This is a genomic window from Moraxella sp. K23 (assembly GCF_041154765.1).
Classification (GTDB): domain Bacteria; phylum Pseudomonadota; class Gammaproteobacteria; order Pseudomonadales; family Moraxellaceae; genus Faucicola; species Faucicola tetraodonis.
This window is the reverse complement of sequence record NZ_AP031595.1, coordinates 1,510,201-1,531,371: the sequence shown is the minus strand read 5'-3', so window position 1 is coordinate 1,531,371 and position 21,171 is coordinate 1,510,201. Positions and strand designations below refer to the sequence as shown.

The following is a 21,171-nucleotide window of genomic DNA, read 5'->3' as shown; positions in this document are numbered from 1 at the left end:
TAATGACCGTAATGTCTATGTGTTAAATAACAGTGCTTATCGCCAGGCGAAGGTTATCAGTCGCCCGCGTCCAGGTGAAGTGCGCCTACGTGTTGACAACCGCGTACTTGATGTGCTTGAAGCGACACGTGTTATTTTAAATGTGCTTTAAATTTTTAAATGTGCTTTAAATAAGGCATCGTTTCACTGCCGAGTTTGAAGAACCCGTCTATTTAGTTAGGCGGGTTTTTTTTTATTTACCCATAACAATTATTTGTCAATTTTTCGCTCGGGTGTAGTATCAACGTTAATCGCGCCTTTTAATAGTTCAGGATTTAGTGTTAAGCCTTGGGCTTGTGCATGTTTTGGGCTCACATATAAAGTTAATTGGTTCATTACTTCGGGTTTAACTTGACTGACAGGCGTGCCATCCAAAATTTTGCCTACCATTTTGCCTGTGGTACGTCCAAAGTCATAATCATTGACGCCGAGTGCTGCCGTAGCGCCGCGGCGGACGCTAAACTCATCGGAGGCGATGATGGGAAGTTTTAGTGCATTGGCTGATTGCACCATTGATTCAAATGCCGACGCCACATTATTGTCCATTGAGGTATAAATCAACTGGGCTTTGCCGCCAAGACTGTTAGTTGCCATGGCAATATCAGTGGGACGGTTGGCTGGGATATCCACTAAGTTCATGCCACGCTTTGGTAGCGCAATGCTGAGTTTATCTCGCAGCGCCACCGAATTCATTTCACCTGCGCTAAACACATAGCCAATGGATTTAGCTGACGGCATGATTTTTTGCATAAAGTCGAGCTGCGGTGCTAGCGGTAATTGGCTGGATAAACCTGTGATGTTGGGCTGAGTCGGGGTGTTTTGTTGAGTAATAAGCTTGGCAGCCACAGGATCCGACACAGCTGTATAAACAATCGGTATCTCTTTGCTAGCGGCAGCCAACGACTGGGCAGTAGGGGTGGAGATTGCCACGATAGCATCAGGTTTATCAGCGACAAATTGCTTGGAGATTTGTCCTGCCGTTGCCGTATTGCCTTGTGCTGACTGAAAATTTACGGTTAGATTTTGCCCTTTGATATACCCTTCAGCAGCCAATTCATCAATAATACCTTGGCGAATGGCGTCGAGCGATGGGTGTGCCACAATCGCAGAAATGGCGATGGTTTTATTGGGTTTTTGGCTGGCAGTGGCTGAGGGTTTGCTAGACGTGTCTGCAGCTTGCGCGGGTGGTTTCTGAGGTGAGCAGGCGGCTAAAGATAATCCAATAATGGCGCAGATAGCGGACAATTGACCGTGTGTGAATGACAACATAGTATTCCCCAATCATCAAAATTGTTTTGTAAGCAGAGTATATCATTTCAACGTACTAGTTTGCTATAACATAAATAAAAGTTTGCGACTATGGCTAAATTTTTATGGATTAGAAGATTTTATAAGCTCTTTGATAAACAGTAGCTTATTAACAAAACCTTTTATGAATACCACTATATGAGTAGGTTTAATTACATAAAGTCCTTAATTGAAACATAAAGTATAAATATTATTTAATATTTCATGAAATTGTCATAATAAAATGGTATGAAAATCTTTCGATATCTTTTAGAATACAACTTCTACTCGCAGCATTATTTATCTTTTTTAAACGATTCGTTGCAGCGTTGATTAAGTTAAACATGTCTGTGCTTAGTAAAGGTAAATGATTCATAGATGGAATCATCGTACACTAACTCAACAAGGAGGCTATATGAACTCATCAAACTTGATGGCAGGCGTATTAGTAGTTGGTGCTATTCTACCTTCGGCTGAAGCACCCCATTATTGCCAATACAATAAGTCAGCTAATCCGGTTAGAGCCAATCGAAAATCTATACCCGTTCGCATTAGCGTTAGCAAAAGCGACCGTTAATCGGGCTACATTATCGATTTTTTGATATTTAGGATAGCTTAATAAAAAAACCGCTGGTAATTATCAGCGGTTTTTTGTTGTGATCAAAAAAATGATTAAGAATGTGTCAAAATGTTTCAGCTCATCGCAATCAATCACAGTTAAGCCAGTTAAGCCCATTAAGCAAGGGTCGCACCCGCAGGGATATGGTCATCTAGCGTAACCACGGTCAATTGACCCGCTTTTTCAGCCGATAAAATCATACCTTCAGAAATACCAAACTTCATTTTTCGTGGCGCAAGGTTGGTGACGCAGACCACGGTTTTGCCCACCAATTGTTCAGGGTTATAGAATTTGGCGATACCGCTAAACACATTGCGCGTTTTCACATTGCCCTGCGCATCTGTCTCACCCACATCTAGGGTAAATTGCAGCAATTTATCTGCACCTTCCACGTTATTGCAGGCTAGTACTTTTGCTACGGTCATTGTGACTTTGGCGAAGTCATCGATACCAATCAATGCTATATCGCCAGTGGATTGCTCGCTAGCGGCAGATTGTCCAGTTGAGGCTTGATTGGCGATAGCAGGCTGCTTGTTTAAATCTTCTTTTGAGGCGTCCACCATCGCAGCAACTTTATCTTTGTCAACCCGCTGCATCAATGGGGTAAAGGCGTTGATGGTATGCCCGACCAATAACGCATGACGGCTATCAAAATCTAGGCTGTCAACATTGAGAAAAATTCGTGCTTTTTCACACATCAATGGTAATACAGGGGCAAGATAAACCACCAATTGACGGAAGATATTAAGCGCGACGGTACACACCGCTTGTACTTCGGCTTGTTGACCTTCGACTTTGTTGAGTGCCCACGGTTTTTTGTCATCGATGTACTCATTGGCTTTGTCTGCGCACGCCATAATCAGACGCATGGCTTTGCTAAATTCGCGCGCTTCATAAGCGGCAGCGATGTCTTCGCCCGCATCAATGATTTGTTGCACCAAAGCAGGCTCGCTGATTGTCAGTGCCAGTTTACTGCCATGATTTTTATGGATAAACCCCGCGCAGCGACTAGCGATATTGACGACCTTACCCACCAAGTCTGAATTGACTTTTTGCATAAAGTCTTCGAGGTCAAGATTGATATCTTCAACACTGGCAGATAATTTACTAGCAAAGTAGTAACGCAAGTATTCAGGGTCAAGGTTTTGTAAATAGGTATCAGCTTTGATAAAGGTGCCGCGAGATTTACTCATTTTCTCGCCATTGACGGTCAAGAAGCCATGCGCATTGATGGCAGTTGGGGTTCTAAATCCTGCGCCTTCCAGCATCGCTGGCCAAAACAGGGCGTGGAAATACACGATATCTTTACCGATAAAGTGATAAACTTCGGTGTTGTTATGATTTTCTTTTGACCAATACTCATCAAAATTTAAGCCTAACTGCGCACCTTGTTGGTCACACAAGTTTTTGAAACTTGCCATATAACCGACAGGCGCATCGAGCCACACATAAAAATACTTGTCGGGTTCACTGGCTGGGGTGTTTGGGATTTTAAAGCCAAAATACGGCGCATCGCGGCTGATATCCCAGTTGGCAAGCCCTGCATCAAACCATTCTTGTAATTTGTTGGCGATAGAGGTCTGCAGGCGACCTTCTTTACGCGTCCAATCCTGCAAAAATTCGTTAAAATTTGGCAGGTTAAAGAAGTAATGGATGGATGATTTCAAAACAGGCGTTGCACCTGAAAGCGTTGAGTAGGGATTTTTGAGTTCGGTGGCATTGTAGGTCGTGCCGCAGACTTCGCAGTTATCGCCGTATTGGTCTTTTGCGCCACATTTTGGGCATTCGCCTTTGACAAAACGGTCTGCCAAAAACAAGCCTTTTTCTGGGTCATACAGCTGTTCAACTGCTTTGTGCGAGATATGACCGTTTTCATACAAGCGATTATAAATCAGCTGGGAGTAATGCTCATTTTCTGGGCTATGGGTTGAGTAGTAGTTGTCAAAATCAATTAAAAATCCCGCAAAATCTTTTTCATGGGAGGCTTTGACATCGGCAATTTGCTCTTCAGGGGTGACGCCGTTGGCTTCTGCTTTGAGCATAATCGCTGTGCCATGGGCATCATCGGCACATACATACGTCACTTGATGACCCAATGATTTCATGGCGCGTACCCAAATATCGGTTTGGATATACTCAACCAAATGCCCCAAATGAATCGGACCATTGGCATAGGGCAGGGCGCTGGTAACTAAAATTTTTCTCACAATACACCTGTTATTGATTTGTTTAAAAAAACGTTATTATTGCTGTATGATAGCTTAAATCGCATCATTTCCCAACCAATGGGCATCAATCAAACAAGAAAAATTACTTTTCACACAGATATGTTCAACCTGTCTCTGTGAAAATTGGCAATAAACCCCACTTAACAGGGGTTAAAATCGTTAAAATAACAACATTGGGGTAAGCAACTATCATGTTCAACTTTATCAAACCAAAAACCGTGGCTACAGTGGATGAGTCCACGCTTAATCAGTTATTTGATGACTACCGTGTCAATCACCAGCCAATTAGCCAGTATGTCAAAGGGTTTAAACAGCAAGGTAATACTCTGACATTGGATTTGCGCTTGCCCGATGACTGCAATCCTGAACAAATCCATCATGATTTGAGCCAAAAGCTGCATATCCATGGGGTCAGTGAGGTGAATATGAATATTACCTTGTTTGACAGCACTACTGCACCAAAACCTACCACCAAAGGCAGTGGCTCAACCCTACCCAAAACCACCAATGCCATGCCACCTGTCACTCAGGCTGCGCCACAAAATAACAAGTTAGTCACAGAAACCCCTGAACCTGCGATTGCCAAAAAAGCCACCACCCAAGCAGAATTAACACCGCATCCACGTATCGAGCATATTATTGTGGTAGCTTCGGGCAAAGGCGGCGTTGGCAAATCGACGACGACGGTGAATATCGCCTTAGCGCTGCAAAAACTGGGCAAACGCGTGGGCGTGTTGGATGCCGATATCTATGGCCCCAGTATTCCAAGTATGCTTGGCGTGGCAGGTCAGCAGCCGCAGCTGGAGCATGAGCAATTTGTACCGATTGCAGCGCAAGGTATGCCGATGCTATCTATCGGTAGCTTGTTGAGCGATGACACTACCCCGATTGCTTGGCGCGGTGCCAAAGCCACAGGCGCACTGATGCAGCTTTACAATCAAACCAACTGGCCAAATCTGGATTATTTGGTGATTGATATGCCACCTGGGACGGGGGATATTCAGTTGACGCTCGCCCAACGTATTCCTGTGACCGGTGCGGTGATTGTGACCACCCCCCAACATATTGCCTTACTGGATGCGCAAAAAGGCATTGAGATGTTCCGCAAAACCCATATCCCTGTGCTGGGCGTGGTAGAGAATATGGCGCTGCATACTTGTAGTAGCTGTGGTCATACCGAAGCGATTTTTGGCGAAGGCGGCGGTGATAAAATGGCAGCACAGTATCAAGTGCCACTACTGGGGCAATTACCACTGGCAAAAGGCATCCGCGAGCAAGCCGATAAGGGCGAGCCGTCCGTGATTGCCAATCAAGGCGCAGGCGATGAATTTGCCGACTATTATCTCAATATCGCTAAAAATATCGAAGCCAATATCGCCAAATTTGCCAAAACGCATGATAACAATCGGATTTTTTAAATTGAAATCTGATAGTCAATGCGAGCGTATTTGAAAAATTACAAGCCTGTTTTCATGTTAAAATTCAAACAGGTTTTAAAATAATATAAGCCCCAATTAACCATGTCTTCAATTCAATTAGATGAGTTATGCAAAAAACGCTATTTAAAATTGCTAAAATGGATTGCCCATCTGAAGAGCAAATGATTCGGATGGCATTAGCGCCCAATACCCGAATTCACTCGCTAGCCTTTGATATTGCCAATCGTCAGATGACAGTAATTCACGAAGGCGATGCTGCAGTGATATTGCAGCAACTACAGCCGCTAAATTTTGACAGTTCGATCATTGGCTCGGAACTCACCCAAGTGACTGATGCAGCCAATAGCAAAACTAGCAACGATCACCAACAAAGCAAATTGTTATGGCAAGTGCTTGTTATTAACTTGCTGTTCTTTATCATAGAATCCGTGAGTGGTTGGCTAAGCGGCTCGATGGGATTAGTCGCTGATAGTCTAGATATGCTTGCCGATAGCTTCGTATATGGGTTAGCGTTGTTTGCCGTGGGTCATTCGCTGCAAACCAAACAGCTGACTGCTAAGGTCGCAGGTGTGTTGCAGTTACTGCTTGCTGTAGCGGGATTGGTGGAAGTGGTGCGTCGATTTTTAGGTGCAGAGACGATACCAAATTTTGCGATGATGATAGGTATCTCGATGTTGGCGTTACTCGGTAATGCTTTATGTCTATATCTACTTCAGAAAAGTAGAAGTAAAGACGTACATATGCAAGCCAGTATGATATTCACGTCCAATGATGTGATTGTCAACTTAGGTGTCATCTTGACTGGGGTGTTAACGTGGTTTACCCAGTCGCGCTATCCCGATCTGTTGATTGGGCTCTTGGTCTTTGCCTTGGTCGCCAGTGGCGCGGTTAAAATTTTACGTTTGTCTAACAATTAATCTTGCAAGTAGCTTTGAAAGTAGTGTTTCAAGTAATTTTTCAAGTAAGCATGCAATCAATCTGCCGAAAATACGTTAGACGAATAATTTAGTTAAATCTAAATTGCCAAAGTTTGCATCGGTTTTAAGATGATAAAACTGGTTGAATGTCGCTTGATAGCCACTACCCACATTGTCAAGTGTGACAGGAACGCCTAACGGAAAATTAATGCGTCTTGCTACATGCCCAAAGGGGAAATCTGTGTAGATGGGTCGCCCTGTCGTTTGTTGGATGGTACGGATGACGGTATCAAAGGTGTAATCGCCATTGTAAGCATCACTGATACCGCTAAAATTAAATTTGCCCAGCACAATCGCTTGCTGTTTTGCCACAATACCTGATAACACCAAGGTTTGTAACATACGCTCGATACGGTACGGCTGCTCACCGGTATCTTCCAAAAACAAAATCCCGTTGTCGACAGCTGGCATATACGGCGTGCCCACCATTGCAGATAACACACTAAGATTACCGCCCCATAAGATGCCTTTTATCGGCTTAGCCAAGGGACGCGCAGTGTCACGATAAAGCTGAGTTTCTGGCACTTGGATACGCAGCTGGTTTTGGGTACAAAGGTTGATAAAACTTTGGATGGTATCAGTATTCACCTCTGTTTTGCCAAAGTCACTACTGAGCATTGCCCCTGCCACATAGGGGAGATGACCTTTGGCGTACATGGCAAGCTGCAAGGCAGTAAAATCACTAAATCCCATCAGCAGTGTGCCACGCTCTTTGAGTTTTTGCGTCAGCGTTCGCCACTGCTGATCACTTAGTTTGTTGAGCAAACGCATCGCGCCATAGCCGCCACGCACGCCGAGTAATATCTTAGGCAGCTCATGTACAGGTCGATTAAGTAATGCGGTAATATCGCCCAATCGCTCACTGTCTGAACCTGCAAAGCGCAAATAACGTCGGCTAATCACTTCTGGATTGTCGATATAAAATCCCGCTTGGGTGAGTCGGTGAATCGCCAGTAAGTTACGCTGTTCATCACTGCCAAATCCCGATGGCGCTACCAGATGGAGGTGGACACCGCGACCTTTGAGGGCTTCACAATTGGCTTTGATGGTCGCAAAGTCCCATTGGGGCCATTGGGGATTAATGGGCACTGTTTCCATGAGCGTATTGCCATTGGGCATAGCGCTTAGCTCGCCAAAAGCCATGTTATCAACATCGTTGTTTGACCCATACCGCTGTGAAGGTTGGCTAATCACTTGCCCGCTAATGGTCAAATCCGCTTTTGCACCCGTTACCGTCGCTGCCGATAGCGCTATCCCTGTCTTTAGCAGTCGGCGCCGCGTTAAGCCAGCCAAGTGGGTGGTAGTCATGGGGGCGTGAGTATTCGCCGTTTTTTGAGACATTTTATTATCCAAACAAATTCATCGACTTACAAAAAATCATGGTTCAACTAATCGGGTATGTTTAATCCGGTAGATTCATCTTATTGTTGGTATCTGCCGAAATACCATAGTAAAAGACCCCTGTCGCCACCAAACTCGATACCAACACAAACATCATATCAAGCGCAGCTTTGTGCATAACATATAAATTCAATAGCGCAAAGACCACGAGCGCGACCACAAAAAAAATCGCCGTGTATTGCCATTTTTTATCAGTTGGGATGGCGGCGTCTTTGTAGTGAAAATGACGGATACTAAAGCCACTAGTGTATGCCACTAAGCCTAGCACTAACCATGCAAAAAAATTCATCGCTTATTCTCTATTAATCGTTTGGGTTAAAATTTGGATGAGACGTATTAACTCAAGCATCAAATCAAGCAGCAAACCAAGCTCATCAAGTCAAGCAGCAACTCAGGTGATTACAGTTTGGTGGTTTGCTCGCATGCCACTTTATAGACAGTATTGCTACCTTTGTAGATATAACCCAGATACGGGCTGTCAAATTGCGGGTTTAGGCTTGCAAAACTATCGGTGATTTTGGCGAGCACGAACACGCGGTCGGGACGGGCAATGATTTTTTCTAAGTATTGATGTTCATCGGCTTTGATGTCAAAGTATTTTTGTATATCTGGGCTGTCAGTGGCGATGACTTGCATGGCTTCAGGCTTGTCCCAGTTTTTGCTGGGGTCGTTAAACTCGCGCATTTGCATGGCATAGTTGTCACCATTTTTGATGATTTTGATTTGGGCAGGTTCTGTATGGCTGACTGTGTAACAGCCCACAAACACATCATCGCTAGCGGCAGGTTGTGATAACGCTGGCGACTGTTTTGCGCCATCGCTGCTAGTCGTTGCAGGCGATTGGGGCTTGTTACAAGCCGCCAAATTTAGGCTTAGCGCACAGACCATAGCCATACCCAACTTGGTCAACACAGCTGACACGCGCGCACGAGATTTTTTTTGCATAGACGTCCTTTAAACCTGCAGATAGCAACTATAAGCGGTTATTATAGACGTTTTGGCATGGCTTTTTATGCTTTTTTTTCTTATACTGAGGGCTATTTTTTTTGATTGTTTTGCTGTTTCATATGGGTTGTTATCTATGTCAAATCATGCCTTAACGCCCCTTGTGGGTCGAACCCTTGCTTACACTGATGGCGCCTGCCGTGGCAATCCTGGTAAAGGGGGCTTTGGTGCTGTGGTGATTTTACCGACGGGTGAGCAAATTGATATTTGCGGGGGTGAGGCACATACCACCAACAACCGCATGGAGCTGATGGGTGCGATTGCCGCACTGGAAAATAGCCCAAAAGCGTTACCGATTCAAATCTGGTCAGATTCTAGCTATGTCATCAAAGGCATCAGCGAATGGCTGGCAGGGTGGAAAAAGAAACATTGGAAAAATGTCAAAAATGTGGAATTATGGCAGCGACTTGATGGGCTGTGTAGGCAGCGACAAATTGACTGGCAATGGGTCAAAGGACATGCCGGTCATGATGGCAATGAATATGCCGATAAACTTGCAAACCAAGGCATTGACCAACTACCCAAAAGCTTTAACAAAGTGATTAAAAACCCACCCAATCCTACCACTGATTTAGATGTTAAATCGGATTTTAGTGATAAAAACCCTGATTTTGATGATAAAAAAAAAGACCTGCTCATGAACCCAATGTCAACCGATAACAACCCAGTCCTCAATCACTCAGCGTTAACCCGCGATTTTGGCGATGCGTCTTTTGATGACGTGCAAGATATGGCGTTTGCCGACAGTGAGATAATGGGGGATATCTTTTTGCAGGCACTTGACGGTGAGCCAGCCCCAAGCACTATTCAAACAAGCAATACCCAAACAAGCAAGGCTCAAACCCGCCATACTCAAGCTAGCCATACTCAAACCAGCATCGATGTATCAACTCAATCATCGTTAGGGGGGCAGGCAACTGACTTACCAACAAGTGCTAACCCACATTTTGCGGTGTTCACCAACCCACAAGGGCAATTTGTCGCGCAAGATGACAGCTTGATTGCCCAGCGTCCCGTGTTTAACGGTATTACCAGCCAGCCCAACCCGACTTTTATACCTTTATTACCCATCGCCAAACACAAAGGCACTGCCAATCGCCAACTGATTCTCGATACTGAGACCACAGGGTTTGAAGCGCAAAATGGTGACCGTATCATTGAGGTCGGTGTTGTTGAGATGATTAATCGACGTTTTACCGGTGAAAAACTGCATGTCTATATCAACCCAAAAATTGAGATGGGTGAGGAAGTCATTCGCGTTCATGGCATTCACAATGTGTTTTTAAATGATATGCCCGTGTTTGAGCAAGTCGGTGAAGCGATTTATGACTTTTTGCAAGGCGCAGAACTCATCGCGCATAACGCGGGGTTTGACATGAGCTTTTTGCAAGCTGAGTTTGCGCGACTTGGCTTGCCTGATATCCACCAAACCGTCACTGTGACAGACAGCCTTGCCATCGCCAAACGCATGTTCGCAGGGCAGCGCAATACCTTGGATGCGCTAGTTAAACGTCTCAATGTCGGTAAACAAGACCGTACCTTCCACGGGGCGTTACTTGATGCCGAGATTTTAGCGGAAGTGTATCTGGCGATGACAGGTGGACAGGTTGCGTTGGCGATTGATGATGATGTCGGCGGCGGTGTCGGCGGCGCAACTGAGCATCAGCGTTTTAGCACGACTATCAAGCGCTTTTTAGCAAGTAGTGACGCTGAGCAGGCGCATCTTGAATGGCTTAACGCCTTAAAAGATAACAACCCGCAGCTGGCTGAAAACTGGGCGAGTATTTAACAATAAACAATGCCTTATTAAATTTTGTAAAAGCATTTCTTTGATGGGCAAAATTTCATGATAGAGTGTAATTATTGTGCGGGTGTTAACACTTTGACATAGACACTGGCATAGGGACGTCTTACAATAATCAGCAATAAGCGTAGCTGTCATTTTACCTTTATCAACTTAAAGTCATTTTGGATAAAAAAACATGAGTCTGCCAAGTCCTAACTCACAAAAACTAACGGCCACCAATTTTGATTTGCCTTCATTGCATTTATTAAGACCTGAGATTGCCGTGACGCTACACGATGCCGAGATGCATTTAAGTGAGTTTAATGACGACAGTAGTCAAGCGCCTTTGCTACTTGATTCCGTGGATACCTTGGCGCAATTGGCAAAAGTACTGCAGTTGATTCAATTAGAGGAAGGGTATGAACTTGCCAATAGTCTATCGGCAGGACTGCAAAAACTCTATGACGAGCGTGACCAAGCCAACCGTGACAAAGCTGGCAATGATATGATAATGGATGTGTCAGAAGGCATCATGACATTGGCGCGTTATATCGAGTTTGTATTACTTAAAGAGACCATTGAACCTTCGTTGTTGTTGCCGATTATCAATCAACTTCACAGCGATTTGAATCAGCCAGCGCTGCAGCTATCAGACTTAACTGGCCACAAAAACAGCAGCATCGCGATTGCCAACCCGGAACAAAATTACCAACCGTTAACATCACTCGGCATTGACCCAAAAAAATTAGTGGAAGCTTATCGCGCAGGCCTGAGCGTGGCGCTCACCGCACAAAGCAATCAATTATCGCCTAAAGAGCGAGACAAACTCAAAGCCATGCAAGCTGCGTGTGAAATGGTTTCAAAACGTACCGATAGTTTGTTTTGGCATGCTGCTGATGCGGCGGTATCAGATTTGGCAGGGGTGTTACCGCTTAGTAACCTGCAAAAGCGTGCGCTGATTTTTGTTGAACAACAATTTAATGACTATCTGCCTGTCAATGATTCTCGTTTTGCTGATTTGGTGCAGTTTGCCAGCTCAAGAGATAGCCAGCTTGCCTTGCAAGTTCAGCGCAAATTCTCAGCCAATACCTTAAACGAAACCCAGTTAACAGCCATGCGTCGCTTCTTATTTGGCCCTGACTGTGAAGTGACCAGTGCGCTCAACCACATCATCCAGCAAGAAATTGACTTGATTAAATCTGCCAGTGACAGTTATGCCCGCCAAGTTAACCTCAATTCAAGTACAGATGAGATTGATAGCATGGCCCAGCGTTTGCATGATTTAAGTAATGTGTTTAAAACCTTAAATTTAAATGAGGTTAGTGCGGCGCTGAATCAACAAACTGGCAAAGTAAAAACTTGGACGCAGCCAACGCCTAATGATTTTGATGAATTGCTTGGCACTTTAATGATGGCGGAAAATGCGGCGATTAACCTGGCAAAATCACATACCCCAGGTGCGGTAACATTGCCCGTGTACAACCAAACAATTTCGCTACATCAAATCGAAACGGCTCACAACACCCTCGTTCAAGAAAGCCGTACCGCCATTGCCACCATTGAAACTGCGCTCAATGATTATCTAAATGACACCGACAAAGATATTCTACATATCAAGCCTGTGCCTGATATCATGCGCACTATCTCGGGTGCTTGCTTATTTTTAAACTTACCTCGACAAAGCCAACTGCTCAAACGCGCTGCTACAGTGCTACAAAACTTAATCGAGCAACAGGGTGGTAAGTTGTCAGAGCATGAGCTTGCTAAAATTGCCGATATTGTGATGTCAGCAGATTATTATCTAGAAAGTCTTGAAACGAACAAACCCGCAGGCAATCATGCAATGTATGTCGGCTATCGCAGCTTACAACACATGCTTGTAGCTTAGGGTAATTTGGTAACCAATATGACCGCATTACACCATGATTTGCTTATTTGTGATAACGATAAGTTCGCTTGTATAGGCGGACTTCCTTTTTTTTATCGTTGTGAGGACGTGCCCGCTCAGGCCGTTAAAGTGGACAGCGATGAGGCAGGCAACAGTATTTATGCCATTGCCCATCAAGATATCGACTTGTCACAATTGCCAGAAGAAATTACAGGACAGATTGAGTTTCTGCGCTTTCGACATCTGATTGGCAGCCTTGATGCGCTACAAACCAGCCAATTAGCCAAAGCCATGCAGTTGTTACGCTTTCGTCAAGATCATCAGTTTTGTAGCCGCTGTGGTACGCCCACGGAGTTACACCTCATTGAAAATGCCACCGTTTGCCCTAGATGCCATTATCACCAATATCCCAGAGTACAGCCTTGTATCATCACCGCCATCATCAAAACCACCGCGGACAAACCACAGATTTTGTTGGCGCATCATCTACGGGCGACCGATAGCAAAATGTATACCGTGCTGGCAGGTTTTGTGGAAGTGGGTGAGAGCTTAGAGCAATGCGTGCATCGTGAAGTGATGGAAGAGGTGGGGTTATCTGTCAGCAATTTGCGCTATTTTGGCAGCCAACCGTGGCCTTTTCCCAGCAATTTAATGGTAGGCTTTATTGCAGAGTACCAAAGTGGCGATATCAGCATAGATAACAATGAGCTGATGGATGCCCAATTTTTTGATATAGATAGTTTAGATGAAAACGGCCCTATCATCCCGCCAAAAGGCACGATTGCTTACCAACTGATCGAATGGGTCAAACAGCATTACCAATCTAAAACAGATTGATTAAGTGATTTGTCTTGATGATTTGTCTTGATGATTTGTCTTGATGATTTGTATTGATAGGTTATAGGCGAAATAGGCATGAGCTATGCTAAAATATACACTGATGATTATAGTGAATAAAAATTGAGCCATGTCTGATTGCCAACCTGTTTTCGAGGTACCCAATCTATTTAATAATTTAAACCTAAATAGCCTAAGTATCGAGCATCAACGATTAATACAACAAATTGACCAAGTCCTGCCGCAAACCCAATGCGGGCTATGCGGTCATCCTGAAGGCTGTCTGCCGTATGCCACATCCATTGTCACACTGGGCGAGTCACATAACCAATGCGTGCCCGGTGGACAATCAGTTACTGACCAAATCGGCAAGTTGCTTGCGCGTATACCACTAACAGCTGAAGCATCAAAGTGGCAAACCGATCCCGCTACCAATCGTCCGATGGAAATGCGAGCCATCATTCGAGAAGAAGATTGCATTGGCTGTACCAAATGTATTCCTGCGTGTCCTGTCGATGCCATTATTGGCTCAGGCAAGCGTATGCACACCATTTTTACCGACCTATGCACAGGCTGTGAGCTGTGTTTGCCACCCTGTCCAGTGGACTGCATCGAGCTGGTGCCCTTCACACGGTTGATGGATGACGCGACAAGGCAAACCGAACAAGACGGATTACGCGCGCGCTATTACGCGCACCTTGACCGTATCGAACGCCAAGTCAATGACAATACCAATGCCAAACCTGTGGTCAGTATGGTACAAGCCAAACTCAATGATATCAAAGTCGATATCGATGCAGCAGCGGCTAAAAACGCCATTGAAGCGGCAAAACTACGCACCCAAATCAAAAAATTAGAAAAACAACTTGCCGTACGCGCAGATGACAATAAACAAGCCTTGGTGCAAGCCTTGCAGCAGCAACTTGCGACACTGCCATAACCTAAAGAGTGCATAATGGTTGCCAACATCAAACCAAAAATCCAAGTGCCCAAAACCGCAGAGACACCGCCCTCACGGCGCATGCCCAATAAAAACGTGTTGCCGTTTTTCCAAAAACTAGCCGCAGCCATTGAAAAACCAGAGACGGAGCTGGAATATCAGAGCAACTTTGAATTGTTGATCGCGGTCATACTGTCGGCACAAGCCACCGATGTCAGTGTCAATCTGGCTACCCGCAAACTATATGCCGTTGCCAATACCCCGCAAGCAATTTTGGATTTGGGTGAAGCTGGGCTAAAAAGTTATATCAAAACCATTGGGCTATATAATAGCAAAGCCAAAAATGTGATGAAATGCTGTCAAGACTTGGTGGATAAATTTGCTAGCGAAGTACCGCAAACCCGCCACGAGCTTGAAAGCCTAGCAGGGGTAGGGCGAAAAACTGCCAATGTGGTGCTTAACACCGCCTTTGGGCAGCCCACTATGGCAGTGGATACCCATATTTTTCGTGTCGGCAATCGCACAGGCTTGGCAACGGGTAAAAATGTGCGAGAAGTGGAAGATAAACTCATCGCACGCATACCACAGAATTATATATTGGACGCGCACCATTATTTGATTTTGCATGGGCGTTATACTTGTAAAGCTAGAAGTCCCGAATGTGGCAAATGCCCAGTGTATGACGAATGTATGTTTAAAGACAAAGCCAAGTTTATTGAAAAGTAAGTGCATTTAAATTGACACAGGATGTTAAACGACCAATTTTTTTAATTCCAAACTTGCCTATGGATATTCATAATTTCCTAGAAGTTGCGGCGGGAAAAAATAGAGAAAGCCAACAGACTTTGCTATAATCAACCCACTTTTAGGCTACTTTTTTACAAGCAGTTTTATAAACAACTTTACTAACAAAAAGGAAAAACTCATGGCAGATTTTAACCAAATTCTTGATGCGGGTGATGTTGATGGCGGCGTGATTAACGTGGTTATCGAAATTCCAGCGGGTTCAAACAACAAAATCGAATGGAACCGTAAACTTGGCGTGATGCAACTTGACCGCGTAGAGCCACAATTATTTGCCAAACCTACCAACTATGGTTTTATCCCACAAACCCTTGATGAAGATGGCGACGAATTAGACGCACTTATCATCACTGACACGCCATTACCAACAGGCATCTTTATGGAAGCCAAAGTCATTGGCGTGATGAAATTCGTGGATGATGGTGAAGTGGATGATAAAGTGGTCGTGGTACCTGCCGACGACCGCAACAACGGTAACGCTATCAATACCCTTGCAGATTTACCACAGCAGCTGATTAAGCAAATCGAGTTCCACTTCAATCACTATAAAGATTTGAAAAAAGCGGGCACAACCAAAGTTGAAAGCTGGGGCGACATTGAAGAAGCCAAAGCGGTGATTAAAGAATCACAAAAACGCTGGACAGAACAAGCCTAATGGCTGGTCTTGAATTTAGCTAACGCTTAAGTTTAAAAACCCTACTTACAAAGTAGGGTTTTTTATTGCTATTTAAGCCCTCGTTTTTTACAATAACGGCATTTTTTTATTAAGTTGTTTCAAGAGTCGTTATGCAAGCCACACCGTTATACTATCGTCTCGCCATGTCGCTGTTAAAGCCACTATACCAACTAAAACTTGCGAGTAAAACCACCTTGCCTAATGAAAAGCAGCAACGCTTTGGTCAAGTGTTTCCAAAGATTCATACCCGCCAGCCGATAATTTGGTGCCATGCGGTGTCACTCGGTGAAACCAATACCGCCGAACCGATTTTAAGAGATTTGCTCGCGCAAGGCTATGCGTTGTGGGTGACCAATACCACCCATACAGGCTTTAGCCGCGTCGAGCAGCTGTTTGCCCTTGAGATAGCAGCAGGTAAGGTGTACCATAGTTTTGTACCAGTCGATAGTAAAGCGGTGATTGATAAATTTTTGACCCATGTCCAACCCGTCGCCGCGCTATTTATCGAGACTGAATTGTGGGGCACCACGCTTGCTGAATTGAACAATCGTCAAATTGCCACGATTTTGGTCAATGGCCGCTTGTCAGAAAAATCTTTTAAGGGGTATCAAAAAGCTGCCAAGCTGAGCCAAAGTATGATGGAGAATTTAAGCCTTATCATCGCCCAAGACAGCGATTCTGCCAAACGCTTTCGCCAATTAGGCGCTACCAGTGACAAAATCCGCATTGCCAGTTCGCTTAAATGGTCTAGTAAAACCAACCCGTTGATGCTAAGCCGTGCCGAAAAGTTACGAGAAAGTTGGAACTTGTCAGATCGCGCCGTGATTTTGGCAGCCAGCACCCATGAAGGCGAAGAATTGGCAATTTTAGACAGTTTTTTAACCGTGAAAGCCCAGTATGCCAACCGTCATCCGCTGCTCATTATCGTGCCTCGTCATCCCGAGCGGTTTGATGATGTCGCCAAATTGATTGATTCAAAAAATTTGCCGGTGATTCGGCGTAGTCAAGATGGCGAACCTGCCAAAAATGAGAGCGTCTATCTGGCAGATAGTATGGGTGAGCTTGGCGTGTGGTATGCACTCTCAGACATTGCCATTGTCGGTGGGTCTTTGGTCAATATCGGGGGGCATAATCCGATAGAAGCAGCCATTGTCGGCAAGCCGATTATTATGGGGCAATATACCCAATCTTGCCAACTGATTGTAGATCAGTTAAAACAATCCGGTGCATTGATGCAAGTCAATGGTAGTGATGAATTAACGCAGCAACTGGCTCACTGGCTTTCCAACCCAAAATCTGCCCAAACCGCGGGTCACGTCGGGCAAATCTTAGCAGAAAAATATCAAGATGCGACCAAGCAACAACTTGCCATGATCATGCAATGTATCGCTGATAACAATGAACAGCTTATAAAATCAGAGATTCAAAAAATTGACCATGAACCTGTGGCGAGTGATGGTCGAAAGTTCATTGACGATCTGTAAGCCATGCATTAACCATTTATGTAGCGTGCAAACGCAAAAAAAAGGACTAGCCAAGCTAATCCTTTTTTATCAGTCAGTTTTGTAGTTTATTTTTGTACTTTAGTTTTATAAGCCAATAGTCGGCTATTTCATAAACCAGCCGTGACTTGCAATAAATGATTGACCTGTCATCGCATTGGTTGGGAAAGCCGTTAAAAATAAGGTTAATTGAGCGATATCATCGGTTGTGGTAAATTCACCGTCAACGGTTTGACCTAGCATCACGTTTTTCACCACTTCTTCTTCAGAAATGCCTTTTTCTTTGGCTTGTTCTGGGATTTGTTTTTCAACCAGTGGGGTTTTGACAAAGCCTGGACATACCACATATGAGCGCACGTTGTGGGCTGCGCCTTCTTTAGCCAATACGCGGGCTAGACCTAATAGCGCGTGTTTGGCAGAGACGTACGGCGCTTTTAGGGCTGAGGCTTCATGCGAGTGTACTGAGCCCATATAAATAACTGTACCTACTTTATCATTTTGATACATGTATTTAAGTGCCGCTTTGGTAGTCAAAAAAGCACCGTCTAGATGAATGGCAATCATTTTTTTCCAATCCGCGTAGCTAAATTGGTCGATGGGGTTGATGATTTGGATACCGGCATTGGACACTAAAATATCAATATCCCCAAATTCTTGTACCAGTTTATCCACGCCAGCATTTACCGCGTCTTCATTGGTCACATCCATGGCAATGGCAACCGCTTTGCCACCTGCAGCTTTGATTGCATCCACGGTTGCTTGCGCCGCATCTGGGTTGATATCTGCAATACCTACCGCAGCGCCTGCTTTGGCGTAGGTTTCTGCGATATCGCGGCCGATACCACTTGCAGAGCCAGTGACGAGTGCGACTTTACCGGTTAAATCAGTAGTGAGTTGAGTAGCCATATTTTTCTCCTTAAGTTTTTATGACAAAGTGGTTTTATGATGACGGTTTTACTTATTGAAAATTAATTATTGAAAGTTACTATCGAGACGGGCTTGCGCATCGGCAATGTAGTCCACCGCTACTTCACCCAACGCAAGGGTGAGATTAGCAATAATATGAGAGGTTTTGACGATTTCTAGCACAGGTAATTTTGACACGGGTGCCATCACATGGTCAAATAACTGTAAGGTAGCAGGTCCTGTATAGGCTGCTTTAACTTCTACATCGGTCAAATAATAGCGCACCAACTCGCAAATCCGCGGCGTGCCATCGACATGGGGAATAAGTTTTAACAAATAATTCGGCGTTTTTTCCATATTGGATTTGACGGTGGCTTTGTCCAGCTCATCATATTTATACGCCATAGTGCCTGTAGCTACGCGCACACTACCATAGTCGAGGGTGCCAAGTAGGGTGTCGGTGTTGTCGACGGTTAATACAGGCGATGCCATTTTTTTTGGAAAACCCCACAGCTCACGCCCGCCCGCGGTAGGTCCAAAGTCATCTAAAAACATACAATGGGTATAATTGGCATGACGGCCTTCGGCATCAATCACTTCAATCACTTGTCCCGATTCGGTATAGTTGCCAAAACCTGTGCTGTTAGGCATGCGGATAAACTCGTAACTCACCAGCGCGTCATCAGTGATTTGGAGTGGCTCAGGTACAATAGCGCGCAGTTTTTCGGGATCTGTGCGGTAGGTGATAATAAAGTATTCGCGGTCAAAAAATTCGTAAGGACCATTCGAACAAGGTGGGGCAGTAAAAGGCATAAACGTCGCGTTATCTAAGATATCACTCGCTTTCATGAGCTTTCCTTTTTATCTCGTTATATTATCTAGTCATGTTGTTTAGTTATGCAATATTATTTAATTTTATCGTTATGACATGAAGCAGGAAATATCATACACCCTTATGCAAAATCAATCCCAAGACAAAATTGTTATGATGTTGTAATGATTTTTCAGACTTGAGTCCGCTTAACTTTGGCGATAGCAGGTTATCTGACGGCAATATAGGGCTGTTTTTATTGGCTAGTTAACAGTGCATGACCGCAGAGCACACTCACGGCATTCTCAGTGCGTAAGATGCGATTGCCAATATGCGCCACTTGGCAGCCAGCGGTTTTGAATAATTCGACTTCATAATCGATCCAGCCGCCTTCAGCCCCAATCACTAGCACATGTGGCAGGGCATTGTCCCACACTTGGGTAAACTGCTCATTGGCATAAGGATGTGCCAAAATCGCCTGTTTACCTGCGATTAAAGCAGGTAGTTCATCTTCAACAAAGGGTTTTAAGCGTTTTTTGAGGCTCACGGTCGGGCTTACGGTATCACAGGCTTGTTGTAAGCCTTCATGGATATAGTTATCGAGCTGAGTTAAAAATGGGGTTTGCCAGTAGCTCTTTTCACTACGGTAACTATTGACCAAAATAATATGCTGGGCACCCATCGCCGTCATGTCCAAAAATAGACGACGCAATACCTTGGGGCGGGGAATTGCCAAAATAACAGTCAGCGGAAGTTTGGCAGGTGGCGCAATAGTACAGTGGATTTGTGATAATTCGATACTTGAATCGTGGATATTGCTCACAACCGCTGTGCCTAAATGACCATTTTTGATACCGACTTTCACCGTATCGCCCGATGTCACTTTAAGCACCTGTTTTAAGTGAATCACGCTCGTTTTATCATCAATAATAGCGGTCGATAAGGTATTTTGCGGTAAAAGAATGATATTCATAAGGACAAATCTTAGGCAATAAAAAACCCCAAAACTTAATTAAGTCAGGGGTTTTTTTAATATGGCGGAAGCTGAGAGATTCGAACTCTCGAAGGGCTCGCACCCTTGCCGGTTTTCAAGACCGGTGCATTCAACCGCTCTGCCAAGCTTCCAAATTGTGGTGGCTATTATATACAAGTGAAATAACAATGCAAGCATTTTTTTACGTTAATGCAAAAAATATTAGCAAAAGAAAGCTAAATAGAAAGTTAGATAACTATGCTGAACACCTTGGCTTAATACCTTGGCTTAATATCTGGGCTTCATAACTTGCGCTGATGTTAAGCAAAATATTGAAGCAAAAAACGCTCAAAACCCACCAATCCTGAGTCTAAAAATATTGATACAACGGGTTGTTTTAGTGCCTCCATGTAACCCATTACAGTTTAACAATAATGTTGAAAATTACCTTGCTGATACGTTATCACATTGTTAATAACTCGCTGCTCTGGCACGTTACATAAGTCTATAAAAGCGTTGGTAAATCTTAAAAAACCCAAAACATTTGCGTTTTGGGCTTTTTTATGGGGCTAAAAATGTTTAAGGTTTTGCCGTATCAGTTGCTTTGGCTTCTGACTCATTGGCTGTCTCTTCAATCGCTTCAAAAATTACCTCGTCGGATACCCCTTGACGCTTAAGCTTTTCGATAAAACGGCTGTCTTTAGCGAGTGAGTAGCCGACATTCTCGGCATCGAGTCCACGGCGAATATATAAGCGAATCAAGCCTTGTATACGTGGAAAACCATGGCTTTTGGCGACTTGGGTCAACAAATCCCGCATTTCTTCAGTGATTTTGATATGAATAGGAACCATGACTTGTTGATTTTTTTTGATTTTAGTAATCATTTGCATGCCTCGCGTGTGATCAATTTTTAGCAATCAAGCTAGATATAACCAAATTATCAATTAGACGAAAAATTTAGCGCAATTAGATATCTTTAACCTAGTGTAATTATTTCATTGGCGAGAAACAAGCAAGGCAAACGTAAAATTCCTACAAAAATCTTAGCCAAA

The 21,171-nt window shown here is 44.2% G+C and carries 20 protein-coding genes and 1 tRNA gene; 11 read left to right on the top strand and 10 right to left on the bottom strand.

Annotated features, from left to right (window positions below; genetic code table 11):
* Positions 1-19 precede the first annotated feature (19 nt).
* Positions 20-151, top strand: coding sequence for a hypothetical protein (locus tag ACAM37_RS06685; RefSeq protein ID WP_369625821.1), 132 nt, complete (start codon positions 20-22; stop codon positions 149-151).
* A 98-nt stretch (positions 152-249) separates the two neighbouring features.
* Here ACAM37_RS06685 and ACAM37_RS06680 read toward each other — a convergent pair whose 3' ends face one another.
* On the bottom strand, positions 250-1,308 hold the full coding sequence (locus ACAM37_RS06680; RefSeq protein WP_369625820.1) for an ABC transporter substrate-binding protein: 1,059 nt from the start codon (positions 1,306-1,308) through the stop codon (positions 250-252).
* Between the two features lie 433 nt (positions 1,309-1,741).
* On the opposite strand from ACAM37_RS06680, the gene ACAM37_RS06675 reads away from it, so the two are divergent.
* A complete protein-coding gene (locus ACAM37_RS06675) occupies positions 1,742-1,903 on the top strand; it encodes a hypothetical protein (RefSeq protein WP_007116336.1) in 162 nt (53 codons plus the stop codon).
* Between the two features lie 158 nt (positions 1,904-2,061).
* Here ACAM37_RS06675 and metG read toward each other — a convergent pair whose 3' ends face one another.
* Entirely contained in the window at positions 2,062-4,152 is a 2,091-nt protein-coding gene (gene metG / locus ACAM37_RS06670; protein WP_369625819.1) for a methionine--tRNA ligase, read from the bottom strand.
* 212 nt (positions 4,153-4,364) lie between these two features.
* Here metG and apbC point away from each other — a divergent pair, with 212 nt between their 5' ends.
* Positions 4,365-5,591, top strand: a complete 1,227-nt coding sequence (gene apbC, locus ACAM37_RS06665; protein ID WP_096488674.1) for an iron-sulfur cluster carrier protein ApbC — start codon at positions 4,365-4,367, stop codon at positions 5,589-5,591.
* A 128-nt stretch (positions 5,592-5,719) separates the two neighbouring features.
* The gene (locus ACAM37_RS06660) at positions 5,720-6,529 is read left to right on the top strand and encodes a cation efflux transmembrane domain-containing protein (protein WP_369625818.1); all 810 of its coding nucleotides are present in this window, start codon (positions 5,720-5,722) and stop codon (positions 6,527-6,529) included.
* Positions 6,530-6,604: 75 nt separating this feature from the next.
* Here ACAM37_RS06660 and ACAM37_RS06655 read toward each other — a convergent pair whose 3' ends face one another.
* From ACAM37_RS06655 to ACAM37_RS06645, 3 genes are all read right to left on the bottom strand, one after another.
* A complete protein-coding gene (locus ACAM37_RS06655) occupies positions 6,605-7,930 on the bottom strand; it encodes an LD-carboxypeptidase (protein ID WP_369625817.1) in 1,326 nt (441 codons plus the stop codon).
* 61 nt (positions 7,931-7,991) lie between these two features.
* Positions 7,992-8,279: a hypothetical protein gene (locus ACAM37_RS06650; protein WP_060994799.1), complete on the bottom strand. Its 288-nt coding sequence runs from the start codon at positions 8,277-8,279 to the stop codon at positions 7,992-7,994.
* A gap of 110 nt (positions 8,280-8,389) precedes the next feature.
* Positions 8,390-8,935 carry a hypothetical protein gene (locus ACAM37_RS06645; RefSeq protein ID WP_369625816.1) on the bottom strand — a complete coding sequence of 182 codons (546 nt, stop codon included), beginning with the start codon at positions 8,933-8,935 and terminating at the stop codon, positions 8,390-8,392.
* Between the two features lie 136 nt (positions 8,936-9,071).
* Between ACAM37_RS06645 and dnaQ the strand changes: the two genes are divergently transcribed.
* From dnaQ to ACAM37_RS06610, 7 genes are all read left to right on the top strand, one after another.
* Complete coding sequence (dnaQ, locus tag ACAM37_RS06640; protein WP_369625815.1) at positions 9,072-10,784, top strand: DNA polymerase III subunit epsilon; 1,713 nt, start codon at positions 9,072-9,074, stop codon at positions 10,782-10,784.
* Positions 10,785-10,977: 193 nt separating this feature from the next.
* A complete protein-coding gene (locus ACAM37_RS06635) occupies positions 10,978-12,669 on the top strand; it encodes a hypothetical protein (protein WP_369625814.1) in 1,692 nt (563 codons plus the stop codon).
* Between the two features lie 18 nt (positions 12,670-12,687).
* Entirely contained in the window at positions 12,688-13,506 is an 819-nt protein-coding gene (gene nudC, locus ACAM37_RS06630; RefSeq protein WP_369625813.1) for an NAD(+) diphosphatase, read from the top strand.
* Between the two features lie 130 nt (positions 13,507-13,636).
* A complete protein-coding gene (locus tag ACAM37_RS06625; protein WP_369625812.1) occupies positions 13,637-14,446 on the top strand; it encodes an RnfABCDGE type electron transport complex subunit B in 810 nt (269 codons plus the stop codon).
* 81 nt (positions 14,447-14,527) lie between these two features.
* Positions 14,528-15,172, top strand: a complete 645-nt coding sequence (gene nth / locus ACAM37_RS06620) for an endonuclease III (protein WP_198510517.1) — start codon at positions 14,528-14,530, stop codon at positions 15,170-15,172.
* A gap of 199 nt (positions 15,173-15,371) precedes the next feature.
* The gene (locus ACAM37_RS06615; RefSeq protein ID WP_065252420.1) at positions 15,372-15,905 is read left to right on the top strand and encodes an inorganic diphosphatase; all 534 of its coding nucleotides are present in this window, start codon (positions 15,372-15,374) and stop codon (positions 15,903-15,905) included.
* 131 nt (positions 15,906-16,036) lie between these two features.
* Complete coding sequence (locus ACAM37_RS06610; RefSeq protein WP_369625811.1) at positions 16,037-17,410, top strand: 3-deoxy-D-manno-octulosonic acid transferase; 1,374 nt, start codon at positions 16,037-16,039, stop codon at positions 17,408-17,410.
* A gap of 123 nt (positions 17,411-17,533) precedes the next feature.
* On the opposite strand, the gene ACAM37_RS06605 is transcribed toward ACAM37_RS06610, so the two are convergent.
* The 5 genes from ACAM37_RS06605 to ACAM37_RS06585 form a co-directional block, all read right to left on the bottom strand.
* The gene (locus ACAM37_RS06605) at positions 17,534-18,334 is read right to left on the bottom strand and encodes a 3-hydroxybutyrate dehydrogenase (protein WP_036589350.1); all 801 of its coding nucleotides are present in this window, start codon (positions 18,332-18,334) and stop codon (positions 17,534-17,536) included.
* A 66-nt stretch (positions 18,335-18,400) separates the two neighbouring features.
* On the bottom strand, positions 18,401-19,183 hold the full coding sequence (locus ACAM37_RS06600; protein ID WP_076774388.1) for an acetoacetate decarboxylase: 783 nt from the start codon (positions 19,181-19,183) through the stop codon (positions 18,401-18,403).
* Between the two features lie 218 nt (positions 19,184-19,401).
* Positions 19,402-20,118 (bottom strand): 16S rRNA (uracil(1498)-N(3))-methyltransferase, encoded by a 717-nt coding sequence (locus ACAM37_RS06595; RefSeq protein WP_369625810.1) that lies wholly within the window; start codon positions 20,116-20,118, stop codon positions 19,402-19,404.
* 62 nt (positions 20,119-20,180) lie between these two features.
* A tRNA-Ser gene (locus tag ACAM37_RS06590) sits at positions 20,181-20,270 on the bottom strand.
* Between the two features lie 427 nt (positions 20,271-20,697).
* The gene (locus tag ACAM37_RS06585) at positions 20,698-21,003 is read right to left on the bottom strand and encodes a CopG family transcriptional regulator (RefSeq protein ID WP_313091573.1); all 306 of its coding nucleotides are present in this window, start codon (positions 21,001-21,003) and stop codon (positions 20,698-20,700) included.
* Positions 21,004-21,171 lie beyond the last annotated feature (168 nt).